This window comes from Micromonospora sp. MH33, from assembly GCF_003013775.1.
Taxonomy (GTDB): domain Bacteria; phylum Actinomycetota; class Actinomycetes; order Mycobacteriales; family Micromonosporaceae; genus Micromonospora; species Micromonospora fulviviridis.
In genome coordinates, this window is record NZ_MUYZ01000039.1 from 1 (window position 1) to 18021 (window position 18021).

The following is an 18021-nucleotide window of genomic DNA, read 5'->3' on the forward strand; positions in this document are numbered from 1 at the left end:
ACCGGGCCGTCGGGACCCGGCCGGCCCGTGACCGGACCGGCTGCGGGCCGGGCCCGGCCGGTGAGCGGGCCGTGCCTGCCCGGCCCGCTCACCGGCCCAGGCGCTGCCAGCGGAGCACGGACAGCGGCAGGAACACGGCGACCAGCAGCAGCGGCCAGGCCACCGCCAGGGCCACGGCGTGCTCGGCCGGCCAGGAGTCGGCGCCCCAGCCGGGGTTGCCGAACAGGTCCCGGCCGGCGGCGACGGTGGCCGACAGCGGGTTCCAAGCGGCGACCGCGGCGAGCCAGCCGGGCATGGTGGCCGGGGCGACGAACGCGTTGGAGGCGAAGCCCAGCGGCCACACGAGGATCTGCAGCGCGGCGACCGTCTCGGGGCGGCGCAGCAGCAGCGCCAGGTACACCCCGAGCCAGATCATCGCGAAACGCAGGAGCAGCAGCAGCGCCACGGCGGCCAGGGCGCGCAGCGGGCCGCGGTGCGGCTGCCAGCCGACCAGGACGCCGCAGCCGAGCACCACCGCGAGGGCCGCCGCGGAGTGCAGCAGGTCGGCCAGGGCCCGGCCGGTGACCACCGCGGCGCGGCTCATCGGCAACGACCGGAACCGGTCGGTCACCCCGCGCGCGGTGTCCACGGCCACCGCCGTGTAGGTGGTCTCCACGCCGAAGATCATGGTCATGGCCACCATGCCGGGCAGCAGGAACTCCCGGTAGTCGGCGCCGCCGGGGACGGCCATGGCGCCGCCGAAGAGGTAGCCGAACATCAGCAGCAGCAGGACGGGGAAGAGCAGGCCCACCAGCACCTCGCCGGGGCGGCGCGCCCAGTGGGCGAGGGTCCGGCCGGTCAGGGTGGCGGTGTCGGCGACGGCCCAGCGGGCGTTGCGCGGCAGGACGGTCACGCCGGCACCTCCGTGCGGACGTCGGTGAGGTGCAGGAACACCTCGTCGAGGGTGGGACGGCGGACCGCCACGTCGCCGGCGCGCAGGCCGGCGGCGTCCACGGCGCGCAGCACCGCGGCCAGGGCGGCGACCCGGTCGGTGACCGGGACGCTGAGCCGCAGCGCGGCGCGGTCGACGGTGGGCGCGACGCCGGTGGCGGCGGTGACCGCCGCCGCGGCCGCGGCCAGGTCGTCGGGGTGGTGCAGCACCATGTCGATCCGGTCGCCGCCGAGGGTCGACTTCAGCTCCTCCGGGGTGCCGGCGGCGGTCACCCGGCCGTGGTCGAGCACCCGCACGCTGTCGGCCAGCCGGTCGGCCTCCTCCAGGTACTGGGTGGTCAGCAGCACGGTGGCGCCGGCGTCGACCAGGCCGCGGACCGTGTCCCAGACGTCGCTGCGGGCGCGCGGGTCCAGGCCGGTGGTGGGTTCGTCGAGGAACAGCACCGGCGGGTCGACGATCAGCGCGGCGGCCAGGTCCAGCCGGCGGCGCATCCCGCCGGACCAGGTGGCCACCGGCCGGTCGGCGGCCGCGCGCAGGTCGAAGCGGTCGAGCAGTTCGTCGGCGCGGGCCGCCGCCCGGGCCGCGGAGAGGTGGTGCAGCCGGCCGAAGAGCACCAGGTTCTGCCGGCCGCCGAGGATCTCGTCGACCGCCGCGTGCTGGCCGACCAGACCCAGGTGCGCGCGGGCGCGGTCGGCCTGCCGGCGCACGTCGAACCCGGCGACCCGGGCCACCCCGGCGTCGGCGCGCAGCAGGGTGGTCAGGATGCGGACCAGGGTGCTCTTGCCGGCCCCGTTCACGCCGAGCACCGCGCAGACCGTGCCGGCCGGCACGGCCAGGTCGACCCCGTCCAGCGCGACCTGGTCGCCGTAGCGCTTGCGCAGGCCCTCCGCCTCGATCGCCGGTCCGTCCGGTCCCATCGCCCCTCCGATCGTTGCTCCGGTACGCCGTACCGTACACCATACGGGAAGAGGGGTCGGTACAGTCGGCGGGTGACCACCGAGTACAGCGGCACCGGGGACCCGGCGCGCAGCCTCGCCCTGCTCTGGCGTACCCGGGACAAGCCCAGCCGCAAGGGCGGCGACCTCTCCGTGGAACGGATCGTGCGGGCGGCCATCGAGGTCGCCGACGCCGAAGGACTGGCCGCGCTGTCCATGCGCCGGGTCGCCGAGCGGCTCGGGGTGGGCACCATGACCCTCTACACGCACGTGCCCGGCAAGGGCGAGCTGCTCGACGTCATGCTCGACACCGTCTACGGCGAGACCGCCCGCCCCGACGAGGTGCCGGGCGGCTGGCGGGGCCGGCTGGCGCAGATCGCCCGGGAGAACTTCGCCCTCTACCTTCGCCACCCGTGGCTGCTGCAGGTCGCCACCACGCGGCCGCCGCTGGGCCCGAACGTGATCGCCAAGTACGAGTACGAGCTGCGCGCCGTCGACGGGATCGGCCTGACCGACCTGGAGATGGACGCCGTGGTCACCCTGGTCACCGGCTACGTGCACGGCGCGGCCCGCCCCGCCGTGGAGACGGCCCAGGCCAGCCGGGACACCGGGATGACCGAGCAGCAGTGGTGGCACGCGCACGCGCCGTACCTGGAGAAGGTCCTCGACCCGGGCCGGTTCCCGCTCGCCGCCCGGGTGGGCACCACCGCCGGCCAGGAGTACCAGGCCGCCGGGGACCCGGCCCGGGCCTTCGAGTTCGGGCTGGCCCGACTGCTCGACGGCATCGAGGTCCTGGTCCGCGACCGGGCGGGCGCGGCATCGGCCGGCGTAACGGGCCGATAGCCTTCCGGGCATGACTATGCGCCCGATCCGGATCATCGGCGACCCCGTGCTGCGCACCCCGTCCGAGCCGGTGACCAGTTTCGACGCCGAGCTGCGCGCGCTCGTGCAGGACCTCATGGACACGCTGCTCGGCGCGCCCGGCCGCGCCGGGGTGGCGGCCCCGCAGATCGGGGTGAACGCGCAGGTGTTCGTCTACGACGCCGACGGGCGCCGCGGCCACCTGATCAACCCGACCCTGGAGCTGTCCGAGGAGCGCCAGGACGACGAGGAGGGCTGCCTGTCCATCCCCGGGCTGTACTTCCCGACGCCGCGGGCCATGCACGCCACGGCGCACGGCGTCAACCAGCACGGCGAGCCGCTGACCATCGCCGGCAGCGGGTTCCTGGCCCGCGCGCTGCAGCACGAGACCGACCACCTGCACGGCCGCCTGTACGTGGACACCCTGCGCGGCGACACCCGCCGCCGGGCGCTGCGGGAGATCCGCGCCGGCCGGTTCGACTCGCCCAGCCGGGGCCGCTGACCGCGCGGTGCGGGGGTGGCGCGACGCCACCCCCGCACGTTCTCCTCGCGACGGGTCACTTCGGCGGCGGAGCCACCAGGCAGGTCGCGGTCGAGGTGTTACCGGAGTCGTCCACACCGGTGATGATCGCGTCGCCGCGCAGCGTCACCTTGTAGTCGATGTCGCCGGTGCCGTCCTTCACCCGGGACTGCGCGCCCGGCGCCTGCACCAGCTTGATCTTCGTGCCGGCCGGGAACGGCCCGAACCGCACCGACCGGTCGGCGGCGTCGGAAATGTACACCACGACGGCGGTGTCGACGATGTCGGTCGCGGTCAGCTGGTAGAACCCGTCCGGGTTGTACGAGCCGGGGATGTTGCCGCCGCTCGGGTTGTTCGTCGGCACGCACCGCGTGTCCGGCGCCGTGGTGTCGACCACCCGCATCACCGCGGTGTCGCTGCCGGTGTTGCCGGCGGCGTCGGTGGCGGTGCAGGTGACCGTGGTGGCGCCCAGCGGGAAGGTGCTGCCGGGCGACGGCGCGCAGGTCGGGGTGAGCGGACCGTCGACGTTGTCGGTGGCGCTCGCCGGGTAGTTGATCACCGCGCCGGCGGGGCTGGTGGCCTCCACGGTCCGGTCGTCCACGACCACGGTCGGCGGGGTCACGTCGTTGACCGTCACCGAGATGTGCTCGACGAACGCCGGCCCGCCGGAGAGGCCGTTGAGCAGGAAGTCCACCGTGCAGTGCAGGGTGGCGCCCTGCGGGGCGTCGCCGGCCACCGTGATGGTCTCGGCGAACGGCACGTCGGTGCCGCTCTGCTGGGTCTTCGACGGCGCGTCGAAGCTCACCGACAGGCCCGGGTCGCAGACCACCTGCGGCGCGACGGTCACGTCGAGGTCCCGCAGCCCGGACAGGATCGCCGCGGTGACGGTGTCCGGGGCGCTGCCGACCACCTGCCCGCCGGTGGCGGCGGCCACCGCGGTGGCCTGGCCGACCGCGTCCAGGCCGCCGCCCCCGCCGGTGACGTCGACCGCGAGCACGCGGGCGTCGTCGGCCTGCAGCGCGGCGGTGGCCTGCGCCAGGGTGTGCCCGGCGCTCGGGTCGTGGCTGGGCGCGTCGCCCACCAGCACCACGATCCGGCTGCTGCCGGAACGGTAGGCGATGCCCCCGTCGGAGACCTGGAACAGCCCGTTCACCCACGCCTCCGGGACGTCGCCGCCGCCCCCGGCGGCCAGCCCGTCTACCGCGTTCTGCAGCGCGGTGGCGTCGCCGGTCAGGTTCTGCCGGACCCGGAACAGCTCCGCGCCGTCACCCTCGTCCCGGTAGGAGGCCACCGCGAACTGTGCGCTGGGCTGCGCCCCGCGCACATTGGTGATCACCTGCTGCAGGTTGGTGCGGACGTTGGCGATCGCCGGGCCCATGCTGCCGGTCGTGTCGACCAGCAGCACGACGTCCGGGTTCGGCGGGATCGGCGGCGTCGAGACCACCTTGCTGATCGGAATGCTGGTGCCGGGGTCGGCGGACCGGTCCACGGTTGCCGGGTCGACGCCGGGCGCCGCCCAGGCGGGCGCCGAAACCGCGGTCATCACCGCGGTCACGGCGGCGGCCACGGTCACCGCCGTTCTTCGCCCGTGAGGCACTGCTGTGAAACCCATCGTGTCTCCTTCAGCTCCGCCGCGCCCGCCCCGGGCGCGGCCTCGAAGGCAGACGCTATGGGCTGGGCGGCGCCGGGCGGGTCCGACATCAGCCCAGGTCAGGGTCGGGTTGTTGACCCGGCGTGGCGACTGGACAGCACAGACTGACCGGTCAGGCGGTCACGGAAGGCGGTGCAGCGCGCACTCGGTGAATTCGGCCACCCGGGTGAACCCCAGCCGTTCGTAGAGGCGTACCGCCGCGACGTTGTCGGCCTTGACGTTGAGCGTCACATGGTCGACGGTGGTCCGCAGCCCCGCGCAGAGCGCCGCCACGGCCGCCCCGGCCAGACCCCGGCCCCGGGCCTCCGGACGGGTCGTCACGTTGCCCAGGGCGGCCACCCGCCACGTCGGCGACCACACGTGCACCCCGGCCACCGCGACCAGCCGGCCGGCCTCCCGCACCCCCACGTACCGGCCGGTGTCCAGCATCCGCGGGTCGAACCAGTTCCCCGGGTACGCGCTCGCGTACAACTCCCGCAACTCCGGCAGGTCCGCGCGGCCCAACGGCTCCCCGGCCGGGGACACCGCCGCCAGCCGCGCCGGATCGGTCAGCGCCATCCGGTGGTGCACGGCGGCGTCGGACACCGCGTACCAGCGGGCCACCGTGGCGTCCAGGCCGGGGGAGAGGTGCGCCCACAGCCGCGCCGGCAACACCGGCGCCGCCTCGGTCAGCAACGCCGCCAGGTCCCCGGCGCGCTCCGGCGGCGCGAACGCCAGCAGAGTGGGCAGCTCGACACCGTGGTAGAGCAGCACCACCTCATCGCCCCGCCGATACCAGGAGGTGTACGGCCAGAAGAAGTCGTCCAGGTCACCCAACTGGTACGCGTGCAGCACCGGGTCCCGACCCAGCAACTCGGCGAGGACGGCACGGTCGTGTTCAGCGCGGACAGGCACCCGCCGATGATCACACGGCGGCCCTCAACCCCTCACGCCGCCACCCACTGGTCATAGCCCAGCTTGCCCACCAACGCCACCACCACGACCAGCAGCACCACCCGCACGAAACCCGAACCACGCCGCAACGCCATCCGCGCGCCCACCGCCGCCCCCGCCACATTGCACACCGCCATCGCCGCGCCCAGCAGCCACCACACGTGCCCGGTCGCCGCGAACACCACCAGCGCCCCCAGGTTCGTACCCGCGTTGACCACCTTCGCCATCGCCGAGGCGTGCACGAAATCCGACCCCAGCAGCGCGGTGAACGCCAACACCAGGAACGTGCCGGTGCCCGGACCGATCAACCCGTCGTACAGCGCGATGCCCAGCCCCGCCACCGCCACGGCCACCACCACCCGCACCGGCGTACGCCGCCCCGGATCCGACACCACGCCCAGCCGCGGCCGGGTCAGCACGAACACCGCCACCGACACCAGCACCACCAGCACCACCGGCCGGTACGCCCCCGCCGGCACCGCCCCCGCCAACGCCGCGCCCAACCCGGCCGTCAGCACCGCCAACCCCGCCGCCGGACCCGCCACCGCCCAGTCCAACTTCGTGCGCCGCGCGTACGTCACCGCCGCCGTCGACGTACCGAAGATCGCCGCCAGCTTGTTCGTGCCCAACGCCGTCGCCACCGGCACCCCCGGCGCGCCCAGCAGCAACGCCGGCAACAGCAACAGCCCACCGCCGCCCACCACGGCGTCCACCCAGCCCGCCAGGGCGGCCGCGCTCAACAGGGTCGTCAGCGACACAGGATCCACGGGCCGCATTCTGCCCAGCCCCACCACCCCGACGAGACCCCCTGTGGCCAGCCTCACCGCAGCTCAACGCCCCCGACGCCGCCGCAACCACAGCCCCACCCACGCCACCGCCACGAACACCAGCATCGAACACAGCAACGCCTTCAGCACCCGGCAAGCCTGCCACGCGGACGTAGGGTGTGCAGGTGCGCCTGGCCACCTTCAACCTGCTGCACGGCCGGTCCCTCACCGACGGGCTCGTCGACCCCGACCGGCTCGCCGCCGCCGTCACCGCACTCGACGCCGACGTCCTCGCCCTGCAGGAGGTCGACCGCGACCAGTCCCGCAGCGGCAACCTCGACCTCACCGCCATCGCCGCCCGCGCCCTCGACGCCCCCGAACACCGCTTCGCCGCCGCCGTCGTGGGCACCCCCGGCGAACAGTTCCGCCCCCTCACCCACGACGACGACGGCCACGGCGAACCCCTCTACGGCATCGGCCTGGTCAGCCGCCACCCCGTCCGCTCCTGGCAGGTCACCCGGCTGCGGCCCGCCCCCGTCCGGTCACCGATCTACGTCCCCGGCCCCGGCGGCGGGCTCGTCCTGCTCCGCGACGAACCCCGCGTCGTGCTCGCCGCCGTCCTCGACACCCCGCACGGGCCGCTCACCGTCGCCGCCACCCACCTGTCCTTCGTGCCCGGCTGGAACATCCTGCAACTGCGCCGCGTCGTACGCGCCCTGCGCACCCTGCCCGCCCCCCGGATCCTCCTCGGCGACCTCAACCTGCCCGCCGGACCCGCCGCGCTGCTGTCCCGCTGGCGACCGCTCGGCCGGCGCCCCACCTACCCGGCCGGGCAACCCCGGGTACAACTCGACCACATCCTCGCCGACCGGCGCGGCCTGGACCGGCTACCCCCGGTCACCGCCGTCGACACCCCGCTGTCCACCATCTCCGACCACCGGCCCCTCCTGGTCGACCTCGGCTGACCGCCCGGCGCCTCAGCCCAGCCCGGACGCCCGCTGCGCCGCCCGCACCGCGTTACGGAACAGCATCGCCACCGTCGTCGGACCCACCCCGCCGACCCGCGGCGTGATCGCCCCCGCCACCTCGGCACACGACTCGTCCACGTCCGGCAGCAGCCGCCGCCCCTCGTAACGCACCCCACCGCCGACCACCACACCACCCGGACGCACATGCTCCGGCTGGATAATCCCCGGCACCCCGGCCGCCGCCACCAGGATCTCCGCCCGCCGCGTGTACCGCGGCCAGTCCGGCACCCCCGTGTGCACCACCGTCACCGCCGCGTTCGCCGTCGGCCGCTTCTGCGCCAGCAACATCGCCAACGGCCGGCCCAACGTGGCGCCCCGACCCAGGATCACCACCTCCCGACCCGCCACCGGCACCCCGTGGAACGCCAGCAACGCCTCGATCCCCGCCGGCGTACACGGCAACGGGCCCGGCAACCCCAACGCCAACCGGCCCATGTTCACCGGATGCATCCCGTCCACGTCCTTGTCCGGGTCCAGCTCCGCGAGCGCCCGGTCATAGTCCAGATGCCCCGGAATCGGATACTGCACCAGCACCCCGTGCACAGCCTTGTCCGCGTTGAAATCCGCCAGCACCGCATGCAGATCCGCCTGCGACGCCGACGCCGGCAGATGCACGTGCGGCGACACGAAGCCCAGCTCCGCCGCCTGCCGCTGCTTGATCCGGATGTAACCCGCGCTCGCGTCGTCGTCGCCCACCAGCACCGTCGCCAACGCCGGCGTGACCCCCGCCGCGCGCAGCGCCACCACCGACTCGGCGACCTCCGCCAACACCTGCTCCGCCACCGGCGCACCCGGCAGCAGCCGCGCCGTCGTCGTACCCGAAGAAGACATGCCGCACCCCGCCCGCGGAGGCCCAGGCGGTCGACCCCCGCGACGAGCTCCCCGATGGTTGCCCATCCTCCGTGCCGCCAGTCGCGTTCACCCCTCAGCCTGCCACAGCGCGCTCCGCGACCGCATCCGCCACCGCCTGCCACCGCGGCAACGACCCCAGCAGCGCCGCCGCCCGCCGCCGCCGATCCGCCGCCGACGCCACCCGAAGATCCGCCAACACCGCCTCGAACGCCGGCCGCAACACCCGCTCCCGCTCCGGCGCGTCCACCGCCAGCACCGCGTGACACCGGGCATACGCCACCACGATCCAGAACATCGCCTCCCGGTGCGCGCCCGCCGCCACCAGCTCCGCGCTACCGTCCACCACCACCGGCCGCCCCGCCGCCGACAGGTCCGCCACGAACGAAAACGGGGTACGCGCCACCCGCGCCGCCTCGTCGAACGTCACCGCCAACCCCGCCAGGTGCTCCCGCACCCGATCCGGCCCCACCCCGCCGCCGTCCAGCGACGCCAGCAGCTCCGGATACCGGTCACCGAACCCGCACCCGCCCAGCACCTCCCGCGCCCGCACGTACCGCCGCCGCACCGTCGGATCCCGCAACCCCGCCACCGCCGGCCACACCGCCAGCACCGACGTCGGGAACACCCACGCCAACACCTGCTCCGGCAGCGACGCCCCGTCGTCCCACCGGGCCAGCCCGTCCTCGATCCGCCGCCGCACCCCGGCACACCGCCGCCGCACCCACACCGGATCCGCGAACCCCGCCGCCACCCGCTCACCGATACCCGCCAGCCGACCCGACGGATCCGCGATCACCGCGTCCGTCCGGAACATCGGCGCGAACACCCACGACCCCAGCACGTCCTCCGGCGACCCCAACTCCGCCCAGGTCACCGTCGAGACCTCCAACAGCACCCCACGGTGCCGGAACTTGCCCAGCTTCGCCGCCGGCCCGTCCCGCACCAGCAGCACGTCCACGTCCGACCACGACGGCAACACCGCCTCATCCGGCAGACCCACCGTCGACCCGCTGAAGAACGCACCCCCGATCGACGGGTCCCGGCGCATCCGCTCGCGCACCCACTCCACCGCCACCGCCCGCGCCGCACCCACCCGCATCCCGACCATGCTGCCCCGCTCAGCGCCCCTCCCGCTGCCCCACCAGACCGGCCAGGGCCCGGTTCGTGCGGTTCGAGGCCACCGCCGCCCGCTGCTGACCCGCCGTCACCTCGATGTACGTCTGCGACGACGCCAACGACGCGTGCCCCAGCAACCGCATGATCTCCGCCGCGCTCGCCCCGTCCTCGGCCAACCGCGTGGCGAACGTGTGCCGCAACGCGTGCAACCGCGCCCCCCGCGGCACCCGGTCACCGATCCCCGCCCGCCGGTAACACGACTCCACCAGGTACTGCAGGCCACCCCGGCGCAACGGCTCACCCCGCCGGTCCACCAGCAGCGGCGAGTCCGGCCGGACGCTGCGCGCCCCGAACCGCCACCGCCGACTGTCCAGGTAGTCCGCCAGCACCCGGTCCACGCCCGCCTCGATCGGCACCGTCCGCGGCCGCCCACCCTTGCCCGCCACGTCGACCCGCCGCTCGCCGGCCCGGCCGGCCACCGACGCCACCCGCAGCGCCAGCAGCTCCGACAGGCGCAGCCCCGCGCACAGCGCCAACGCCAGCACGGCCAGGTCCCGCTCCGGCCACGGGTCGCGCTGCCGGCCGTCCTCCCGGGCCACCGCGGCCAGCAGTTCCTCCGGGGTGTCCTCGCCGCGCAACGGCTTGGGCTGGGGGAGCGGGGTGCGGGGCCGCCCCACCGCCGGCATCGGGTTCCCGGGTACGACGCCCTCGGCGACCAGGAACGTGAAGAAGCTGTTCCAGGTGGACCAGGCACGATGGACCGAGGCGGCGGCGCGGGGCGCGGCGAAGCGGGCGAACGCCGCGCGCATGACGCGGGGGGACAGGGCGGAGACCGGAAGCCGGTCGAGGGGGAGGGGAGTGGTCCCGTCGTCGGCCGCCACCAGGCCCGCCACGGTGGTCAGGTCCCGCCGGTAGGCCGCCAGGGTGTGGGGGGAGGGCTTGCGGGTGGCCCGGGCGGTGAGGAACTCCTCGATCAATCGTCCTACCGGTTCGTCCGGTTTGTCATGCATAAGGCATATTATGCATGATTTTCGCGTTCCCGCCAGCCACGGTGTGGGGGAGCGACACGGGGAAACCACTTGCCGCGGCACGCAGACTGGGTTCGTGGTGGACATCGACGAGGAACTGGTACGCCGGCTCGTCGCCGAACAGTTCCCGCGGTGGGCGCACCTGCCGGTCGCCGCCGTGGCCCGGCAGGGGTGGGACAATCGGACGTTCCGCCTCGGTGACCACCTCGTCGTGCGGCTGCCCAGCGCGGAGGGCTACGTGTCCGGCGTCGCCAAGGAGGACCGCTGGCTGCCGGTGCTGGCCCGCCACCTGCCGCTGCCCGTACCCGAACCGGTGGCCACCGGGCGGCCCGGCGCCGGCTACCCGTACCCCTGGTCGGTGCGGCGCTGGCTGCCCGGCGACACCCTCGGGGCCGCCGGGGAGGTCGACCGGTCGGCCGTGGCGGGCGACCTCGGCGCGTTCCTGACCGCCCTGCGGCGGGCGCCCACCGTGGGAGGTCCGGCGGCCGGGCGGCATTCCTGCTTTCGGGGCTGCCACCCGAGCGCCTACGGCGACGAGGTCGAACAGGCCCTCGATGCGCTGGGCGGCCGGGTGGACACGGCCACCTGCCAGGACGTCTGGGCGCGGGCGCTGACCTCGGCCTGGCCGGCGGCGCCGGTCTGGTTCCACGGCGACGTGGCCGTCGGGAACCTGCTCGTCGCGGAGGGGCGGCTGTCCGCGGTCATCGACTTCGGCACCTGCGGCGTCGGGGATCCCGCCTGCGACCTGGTGCCGGCGTGGACCTGGTTCGCCGGTCCGGAGCGCCAGTTGTTCCGGGAGGCGGTCGGTCTGCCCGACGACGCCTGGCGGCGTGCCCGTGGCTGGGCGCTGTGGAAGGCCCTCATCACGCTGGCGGCCGACGACCGGAACGAGGAGCAGTCGCGGACCCTGGCGGCGGTCCTCACCGACCCGGTCGTGGACTGAGCCGTGGGGAGGGTCGCAACCTGCCTACTTGACATAATGTGCATTATCGACGCTACAGGGACGGTGATCAGGACGCGTCCGCGGCGCGGTCAGGGCTGGAGGTCGACCATCCCCTTGCCGCTGCGGACGTCGAGCGGCACCGAAACCTGGTCGTGCGCGATCAGCCACGTGCCGCCGATCTTCTCGAAGCAGTAGGTGACCCGCACCCACATGCCGTTCGTCGCCCTCCCGTCGTTCAGCGTGCCGCTGAGCCGGCCGAAGGCGTGTCCGAACGCCACGTCCTCACCGACGGTGAGGGTCAGCTCGCGAATCTCGTAGGCCACTGTCTCGAAGACCGCGAACACGTTCGCCCAGTTCTTGAGCTTCGCGTCCACCCCGACGTGCTGCAGCGGCGGCTCGACGTCGAAGGACACCACGCCCGTGGTGTAGAGCTGCTTCAGGCCCTCGAGATCCTTGCCCCGGAGTCCTTCGACGATCTTGTCGATCTGCTGACGGATCCTGGCTTCGTCGGCCTCACGCTGGCTCGGCATGGCTTCCCGTACCTCTCCCCCGCGTTGGGATCTTGACGCATCCGACACTATGGCTCATGACTCAGCGGCTCAGGGTGATCTCCCGTTCCATGTGCGAGAGCTTCTCCGGGTTGCGCACGGCGTAGAGCCCGGTGACGAGTCCGTCGTCGATGCGCACCGCCAGGACGGTGTCGACCTCGTCGCCCTGCTGGAGGATCAGCGCCGGGTAGCCGTTGACCTCGGCGGGCCGCAGCGACATCAGGGCGGCGATCCTGCCCAGCCCGGCGGCCAGCAGGCGGCCCACCTTGTCGGCCCCCACGACGGGCCGCGGGACGGCCTGCCGGACTCCCCCGCCGTCGCCCAGGAAGACGACGTCCGGCGCGAGGATGTCGAGCAGGCCCTGCAGGTCGCCGGTTTCGGTGGCCTTCCGGAACGCCTCGAGGGCGTCGCGGGTCTCGGCCGCGGACGTGACGCCGCGAGGCCGGCGGGCCGCGACGTGGCCCCGGGCCCGGTGGGCGATCTGGCGGACCGCGGCCTCGCTCTTGTCGACGGCTTCGGCGATCTCGTCGTAGGGCAGCTCGAACACCTCGCGTAGGACGAACACCGCCCGCTCGGTCGGCGTGAGCGTCTCCAGTACGAGCAGCATCGCCATCGAGACGCTGTCGGCCAGCTCGACGTCCTCGGCCACGTCGGGTGCGGTCAGCAGCGGCTCGGGCAGCCAGGGGCCGACGTAGGACTCCTTGCGGCGGCCGAGCGTGCGCAGCCGGGCGAGGGCCTGGCGGGTGGTGATCCGGACCAGGTACGCCCGCTGTTCCCGCACCGTGTCGAGGTCGACGCGCACCCAGCGCAGCCAGGTCTCCTGCAGGACGTCCTCGGCGTCGGCGGCCGAGCCGAGCATCTCGTAGGCGACGGTGAACAGCAGGTTGCGGTGGGCGAGGAACGCCTCGGTGGCGGGGTCCGGACGGTCGTGGCGGCCACGTTCGTCGGGTGCGGTCTGCGCCGTACCGGCCATGGGCGGCTCCTGTTCGGTCTCGACGGTGTCGTCCATCAGATGCCGGTGCGGGCCGTCGTGTGACACCGACGGACGTACGGATGGTTGTGGCGGTCGTCACGTGGCCGTGGTGTCACGGCGGCTGGGGTCGGCGGCATCTCGTGGTCGTCCGGTGCGACACCATCAGGAGGGACGAGCCATGGACGCTCGATTCGACATGTTCGCCAACGAGATCGCCGTCAAGTTCGCCAAGCGGTTCGCCAACGCCGGCCTGGTCATCCACCAGTCGCCGCTGCCGAGGTCCACGCAGGAGCTGGTGTCGCTGCGCGCCAGCCAGATCAACGGGTGCGGCTGGTGCATCGACATGCACACCAAGGAGGCCGTGGCGGCCGGCGAGACGCCGGTGCGGCTCAACCTGGTCGCCGCCTGGCGGGAGTCGACCGTCTTCAGCGAGGCCGAGCAGGCCGCGCTGGCGCTCGCCGAGGAGGGCACCCGGCTGGCCGACGCCCACCAGGGGGTGTCGGACGAGACCTGGGCCGCGGTACGCAAGCACTACGACGACGACCAGATCGCCGCGCTGGTCGCCCTGGTGGCGCTGATCAACGCGGCGAACCGGATGGCCGTGATCGTGCACCAGCGGGGTGGTTCGTACGAGCCGGGCATGTTCGCTGCCGCGTTGGGCTGACCGGTCGGCGGATCCGGCCCGGACGATCGCGGTCCGGGCCGGATCCTCGGTGGCGCTCCCCCGTCGGGGCGACACCCGTTCGGTCAGGCGCCGACGTAGGCGGCGAGGTGTTCGCCGGTGAGGGTGGAGCGGGCGGCGACGAGGTCGGCGGGGGTGCCCTCGAAGACGATCCGGCCGCCGTCGTGGCCGGCGCCGGGGCCGAGGTCGATGATCCAGTCGGCGTGTGCCATGACCGCCTGGTGGTGCTCGATGACGATGACCGACTTGCCGGAGTCGACGAGTCGGTCGAGCAGGGCGAGCAGGTGCTCGACGTCGGCGAGGTGCAGGCCGGTGGTCGGCTCGTCGAGGATGTAGACGCCGCCGTTGGCGGCCATCTGGGTGGCCAGCTTGAGTCGCTGCCGCTCGCCGCCGGACAGTGTGGTGAGCGGCTGGCCGAGGGTGAGGTAGCCGAGCCCGACGTCGGCGAGCCGGTCGAGGATCTTGTGGGCGGCCGGGGTGCGCGCCTCGCCGGCGCCGAAGAACTCCTCGGCCTCGGTGACCGACATGGCGAGCACCTCGCTGATGTCGCGGCCGCCGAGGTGGTATTCCAGGACCGAGGCCTGGAACCGCTTGCCTTCGCACTCCTCGCAGGTGGTGGCGACGCCGGCCATCATCGCGAGGTCGGTGTAGATGACGCCGGCGCCGTTGCAGGCGGGGCAGGCGCCCTCGGAGTTGGCGCTGAACAGTGCGGGCTTGACGCCGTTGACTTTGGCGAAGGCCTTGCGGATGGGGTCGAGCAGTCCGGTGTACGTCGCGGGGTTGCTGCGCCGGGAGCCGCGGATGGCGCCCTGGTCGATCGTCACGACCCCGTCGCGTCCGGACACGGAGCCGTGGATCAGTGAGCTCTTGCCGGAGCCGGCCACGCCGGTGACGACGGTCAGCACCCCGAGCGGGATGTCGACGTCGACGTTCTGGAGGTTGTGGGTGTCGGCGCCGCGTACCTCCAGCAGGCCGGAGGGTGTGCGGACCGAGGGCTTCAGGCGGGCCCGGTCGTCGAGGTGCCGGCCGGTGCGGGTGCCGCTGGCCCGCAGGCCTTCGACGGTGCCCTCGAAGACCACCTCGCCGCCGGCGGTGCCGGCGCCGGGGCCGAGGTCGACGACGTGGTCGGCGATGGCGATGGTCTCGGGCTTGTGTTCCACGACGAGCACGGTGTTGCCCTTGTTGCGCAGTTGCAGCAGCAGTTCGTTCATCCGCTGGATGTCGTGGGGGTGCAGCCCGATGGTGGGCTCGTCGAAGACGTAGGTCACGTCGGTAAGCGAGGAGCCGAGGTGGCGGATCATTTTGGTGCGCTGTGCCTCCCCGCCGGACAGCGTCGCGGAGGGCCGGTTGAGTGAGAGGTAGCCGAGCCCGATCTTCACGAACGAGTCGAGGGTGGCGCCCAGTGCGGTGAGCAGCGGCGCGACGGAGGGTTCGTTCAGGGCCCGTACCCAGTCGGCGAGGTCGCTGATCTGCATGGCGCAGGCGTCGGCGATGCTGATGCCGGCGATCTTCGAGGAGCGGGCGGCTTCGTTGAGTCGGGTGCCGTCGCAGTCGGGGCAGGTGGTGAAGGTGATCGCGCGCTCGACGAAGGCCCGGATGTGGGGCTGCATGGCGTCGACGTCCTTGGCCAGGAACGACTTTTGGATCTTGGGGATCAGGCCCTCGTACGTCAGGTTGATGCCCTCGACCTTGATCTTGGTTGGCTCCTTGTGGAGGAGGTCGTGCAGTTCCTTCTTGGTGAACTTGCGGATCGGCTTGTCGGGGTCGAAGAAGCCGCAGCCGCTGAAGATGCGGCCGTACCAGCCGTCGACGCTGTAGCCGGGGATCGTGAGGGCGCCCTCGTTGAGCGACTTGGTGTCGTCGTACAGGGCGGACAGGTCGAAGTCGGTCACCGAGCCCATGCCCTCGCAGCGCGGGCACATGCCGCCGGTGATGGTGAAGCTGCGCCGCTCCTTGGTGGTCTGGCCGGAGCGTTCGATGGTGACCGCGCCGGCTCCACTGATGGACGCGACGTTGAAGGAGAAGGCCTGGGCCGAGCCGATGTGGGGCTGACCGAGCCGGCTGAAGAGGATGCGCAGCATCGCGTTGGCGTCGGTGACGGTGCCGACGGTGGAGCGGGGGTTGGCGCCCATCCGCTCCTGGTTGACGATGATCGCGGTGGTGAGCCCGTCGAGCACGTCGACCTCGGGGCGGGCCAGCGTCGGCATGAAGCCCTGCACGAAGGTGCTGTAGGTCTCGTTGATCAGGCGCTGCGACTCCGCGGCGATGGTGCCGAAGACCAGCGAGCTCTTGCCGGAGCCGGAGACGCCGGTGAACACCGTGAGGCGGCGCTTCGGGATCTCGATGCTGACGTCCTTGAGGTTGTTCTCGCGGGCGCCCTGCACGCGGATCATGTCGTGGGTGTCGGCGGCGTGCGGCGCGGGCGACGGGGTGTCCGTCCTCATCGTGTCTCCATCTGTGCGGCGGTCTGCGTGGGCCGGGGCGGGGTGCGGGCTTCGGGCAGCCGGACGGCTCAGCCCGGCGCGTCGGCGGCGGCGTCCGCGTCGGTGTGCGGGAGGGAGGCGTGGTGGCGGGTGAGGGCCATGGCGGTCAGGCTAGTTGCGGTCCCGTGGCCGGCGCTTCTCGATTCCTGACCGGCCTGGTGACCTGCTTCGCGAGGCACGGCGGCAGCTCGGCGGTGCCGCCGGCCGCGCGGGCCCGGTAGGTGCTGGGCGGTACGCCGACGAGCTCGGTGAAGCGGGTGCTGAAGGTGCCCAGCGACGAGCAGCCGACCGCGAAACAGACTTCGGTGACGCTGAGGTCGCCGCGGCGCAGCAGGGCCATGGCGCGTTCGATGCGGCGGGTCATCAGGTAGGAGTACGGGGATTCGCCGTAGGCGAGCCGGAACTGGCGGCTGAGGTGCCCGGCCGACATGTTCACGCCGCGGGCGAGCGCCTCGACGTCCAGCGGCTGCGTGTACTCCCGGTCGATCCGGTCCCGGACGCGGCGCAGCCGGGCGAGGTCGCGCAGGTGCTGCGCGGCGGCGGTACTGCTGGTCACCTGCCAGATCGTGCCACGTCGCCGCCGGGGTTGCCCAGCACCGGGCCGGGCTTGGTGGCGGTCGGTCACCCGCCGATCGGGTGCCGCCGGTGCGGAGGTCGTCTCAGCGCAGCCGGCGGGCGGCGAACCGGGTGGGCGGGTCGGCGATGGCGTCCTGGGCGGCGACGAGCTGCAGCTCCCGGGTGCCCGCGGCGAGGGTCGCCTCGTAGACGGCGTAGATGGAGTTGGTGGTGCGCTCCAGCGCCGTCTCGGGTGACCCGGTCGTGGCGAGGTGGGCCAGGTAGAGCGCGGCGGTGACGTCGCCGCCGCCGTTCGGGCTGATCGGCAGCAGCGGTGTGGTGACCGCCCAGGCGCCCTCGTCGGAGACGGCGACGACCTCCAGCGCCCCGGCCGGGACGTCGCCGTGCAGGACGCTGGTGACCAGCGCGTGCCGGGGTCCGGTGTCGCGGACGACGTCGACGGCGGCGAGCAGGTCGTCCAGGGTGTCGGTGCCGCGGCCGGCCAGGAACTCCAGCTCGAACTGGTTCGGGGTGACGATGTCGGCGCGCGGCACGACGGTGTCGCGCAGGTATTCGGGGATGCCGGGCCGGACGAACATGCCGCGGCCGACGTCGCCCATCACCGGGTCGCAGCAGTACAGGGCGTCCGGGTTGGCCGCCTTCACCCGGGCGACCGCGTCGAGGATGACCGCGCCCATCGCCGGGTCGCCCTGGTAGCCGGAGAGCACGGCGTCGGCGGTGCCGAGCACACCGCGGTCCTCGATGCCGGCGATCACCTCGGCCACGTCGGCCGGGGGCAGCAGCGGCCCGCGCCAGGCGCCGTAGCCGGTGTGGTTGGAGAAGTGCACCGTCAGCACCGGCCAGACCTCGTGCCGGAGCCGTTGCAGGGGGAACACGGCGGCGGAGTTGCCGACGTGACCGTAGGCGACCGAGGACTGGATGGACAGGATCTTCACGGGCCCATGGTCGCATCCGCCGGCGCGGCGCTGGTCAGGTGTCGGTACGGAGGCGGGCGAGGGCGCCGGGGTGCAGGGCCGGGGTGGTGAGCAGTGGCATGTGCCCATGATCGGTGATGGCGGGCGGTGACGGTGCGGTGACGGAGGGTGTGTGGCCCGGTGGCGGGGTGACCGTTCGGCTCAGGGTTTCGACCGTCCGGCGCGGGGCGGGTTTCGGCGCAGCGTGCGGCGGGGGCATGAACGGGTGGAATTCTCGCCA

The 18021-nt window shown here is 73.4% G+C and carries 18 protein-coding genes; 5 read left to right on the forward strand and 13 right to left on the reverse strand.

Annotation, left to right across the window (positions count from 1 at the left end; genetic code table 11):
* Positions 1–88 precede the first annotated feature (88 nt).
* Both B0E53_RS09265 and B0E53_RS09270 read right to left on the reverse strand, forming a co-directional pair.
* Positions 89–892, reverse strand: a complete 804-nt coding sequence (locus B0E53_RS09265; RefSeq protein WP_107075647.1) for an ABC transporter permease — start codon at positions 890–892, stop codon at positions 89–91.
* Positions 889–1848, reverse strand: a complete 960-nt coding sequence (locus tag B0E53_RS09270) for an ATP-binding cassette domain-containing protein (protein WP_107075648.1) — start codon at positions 1846–1848, stop codon at positions 889–891. The genes B0E53_RS09265 and B0E53_RS09270 overlap by 4 nt, the downstream gene beginning before the upstream one ends.
* A 72-nt stretch (positions 1849–1920) precedes the next feature.
* Here B0E53_RS09270 and B0E53_RS09275 point away from each other — a divergent pair, with 72 nt between their 5' ends.
* Both B0E53_RS09275 and def read left to right on the forward strand, forming a co-directional pair.
* Positions 1921–2709: a TetR/AcrR family transcriptional regulator gene (locus B0E53_RS09275; RefSeq protein WP_107075649.1), complete on the forward strand. Its 789-nt coding sequence runs from the start codon at positions 1921–1923 to the stop codon at positions 2707–2709.
* 10 nt (positions 2710–2719) lie between these two features.
* Positions 2720–3229 (forward strand): peptide deformylase, encoded by a 510-nt coding sequence (gene def / locus B0E53_RS09280; protein WP_107075650.1) that lies wholly within the window; start codon positions 2720–2722, stop codon positions 3227–3229.
* Between the two features lie 55 nt (positions 3230–3284).
* On the opposite strand, the gene B0E53_RS09285 is transcribed toward def, so the two are convergent.
* From B0E53_RS09285 to B0E53_RS09295, 3 genes are all read right to left on the reverse strand, one after another.
* Positions 3285–4859 carry a VWA domain-containing protein gene (locus B0E53_RS09285; RefSeq protein ID WP_107075651.1) on the reverse strand — a complete coding sequence of 525 codons (1575 nt, stop codon included), beginning with the start codon at positions 4857–4859 and terminating at the stop codon, positions 3285–3287.
* Positions 4860–5018: 159 nt separating this feature from the next.
* Complete coding sequence (locus B0E53_RS09290; RefSeq protein ID WP_107075652.1) at positions 5019–5792, reverse strand: GNAT family N-acetyltransferase; 774 nt, start codon at positions 5790–5792, stop codon at positions 5019–5021.
* 32 nt (positions 5793–5824) lie between these two features.
* Positions 5825–6598: a TSUP family transporter gene (locus B0E53_RS09295; protein WP_107075677.1), complete on the reverse strand. Its 774-nt coding sequence runs from the start codon at positions 6596–6598 to the stop codon at positions 5825–5827.
* Positions 6599–6783: 185 nt separating this feature from the next.
* Between B0E53_RS09295 and B0E53_RS09300 the strand changes: the two genes are divergently transcribed.
* Positions 6784–7563 (forward strand): endonuclease/exonuclease/phosphatase family protein, encoded by a 780-nt coding sequence (locus B0E53_RS09300; RefSeq protein WP_091321476.1) that lies wholly within the window; start codon positions 6784–6786, stop codon positions 7561–7563.
* 12 nt (positions 7564–7575) lie between these two features.
* On the opposite strand, the gene B0E53_RS09305 is transcribed toward B0E53_RS09300, so the two are convergent.
* The 3 genes from B0E53_RS09305 to B0E53_RS09315 all read right to left on the reverse strand — a co-directional run bounded on the left by B0E53_RS09305 (position 7576) and on the right by B0E53_RS09315 (position 10604).
* Positions 7576–8457: a tetrahydrofolate dehydrogenase/cyclohydrolase catalytic domain-containing protein gene (locus B0E53_RS09305; RefSeq protein WP_107075653.1), complete on the reverse strand. Its 882-nt coding sequence runs from the start codon at positions 8455–8457 to the stop codon at positions 7576–7578.
* Between the two features lie 94 nt (positions 8458–8551).
* Positions 8552–9577: a hypothetical protein gene (locus B0E53_RS40080; protein WP_107075678.1), complete on the reverse strand. Its 1026-nt coding sequence runs from the start codon at positions 9575–9577 to the stop codon at positions 8552–8554.
* Positions 9578–9596: 19 nt separating this feature from the next.
* The gene (locus B0E53_RS09315; RefSeq protein WP_107075654.1) at positions 9597–10604 is read right to left on the reverse strand and encodes a tyrosine-type recombinase/integrase; all 1008 of its coding nucleotides are present in this window, start codon (positions 10602–10604) and stop codon (positions 9597–9599) included.
* Between the two features lie 94 nt (positions 10605–10698).
* On the opposite strand from B0E53_RS09315, the gene B0E53_RS09320 reads away from it, so the two are divergent.
* Entirely contained in the window at positions 10699–11565 is an 867-nt protein-coding gene (locus B0E53_RS09320) for an aminoglycoside phosphotransferase family protein (protein ID WP_107075655.1), read from the forward strand.
* 89 nt (positions 11566–11654) lie between these two features.
* On the opposite strand, the gene B0E53_RS09325 is transcribed toward B0E53_RS09320, so the two are convergent.
* Both B0E53_RS09325 and B0E53_RS09330 read right to left on the reverse strand, forming a co-directional pair.
* A complete protein-coding gene (locus tag B0E53_RS09325) occupies positions 11655–12095 on the reverse strand; it encodes a nuclear transport factor 2 family protein (RefSeq protein WP_107075656.1) in 441 nt (146 codons plus the stop codon).
* Between the two features lie 61 nt (positions 12096–12156).
* Complete coding sequence (locus B0E53_RS09330; RefSeq protein ID WP_107075679.1) at positions 12157–13086, reverse strand: RNA polymerase sigma-70 factor; 930 nt, start codon at positions 13084–13086, stop codon at positions 12157–12159.
* A 178-nt stretch (positions 13087–13264) separates the two neighbouring features.
* Between B0E53_RS09330 and B0E53_RS09335 the strand changes: the two genes are divergently transcribed.
* Positions 13265–13750 carry a carboxymuconolactone decarboxylase family protein gene (locus tag B0E53_RS09335; RefSeq protein ID WP_107075657.1) on the forward strand — a complete coding sequence of 162 codons (486 nt, stop codon included), beginning with the start codon at positions 13265–13267 and terminating at the stop codon, positions 13748–13750.
* Between the two features lie 83 nt (positions 13751–13833).
* Here the strand turns inward: B0E53_RS09335 and B0E53_RS09340 are convergent, their stop codons facing one another.
* From B0E53_RS09340 to pdxY, 3 genes are all read right to left on the reverse strand, one after another.
* Positions 13834–16212 (reverse strand): excinuclease ABC subunit UvrA, encoded by a 2379-nt coding sequence (locus B0E53_RS09340; protein ID WP_107075658.1) that lies wholly within the window; start codon positions 16210–16212, stop codon positions 13834–13836.
* A gap of 145 nt (positions 16213–16357) precedes the next feature.
* Positions 16358–16807 (reverse strand): helix-turn-helix transcriptional regulator, encoded by a 450-nt coding sequence (locus B0E53_RS09345; RefSeq protein WP_107075659.1) that lies wholly within the window; start codon positions 16805–16807, stop codon positions 16358–16360.
* Between the two features lie 103 nt (positions 16808–16910).
* The gene (pdxY, locus tag B0E53_RS09350) at positions 16911–17762 is read right to left on the reverse strand and encodes a pyridoxal kinase PdxY (protein WP_107075660.1); all 852 of its coding nucleotides are present in this window, start codon (positions 17760–17762) and stop codon (positions 16911–16913) included.
* Positions 17763–18021 lie beyond the last annotated feature (259 nt).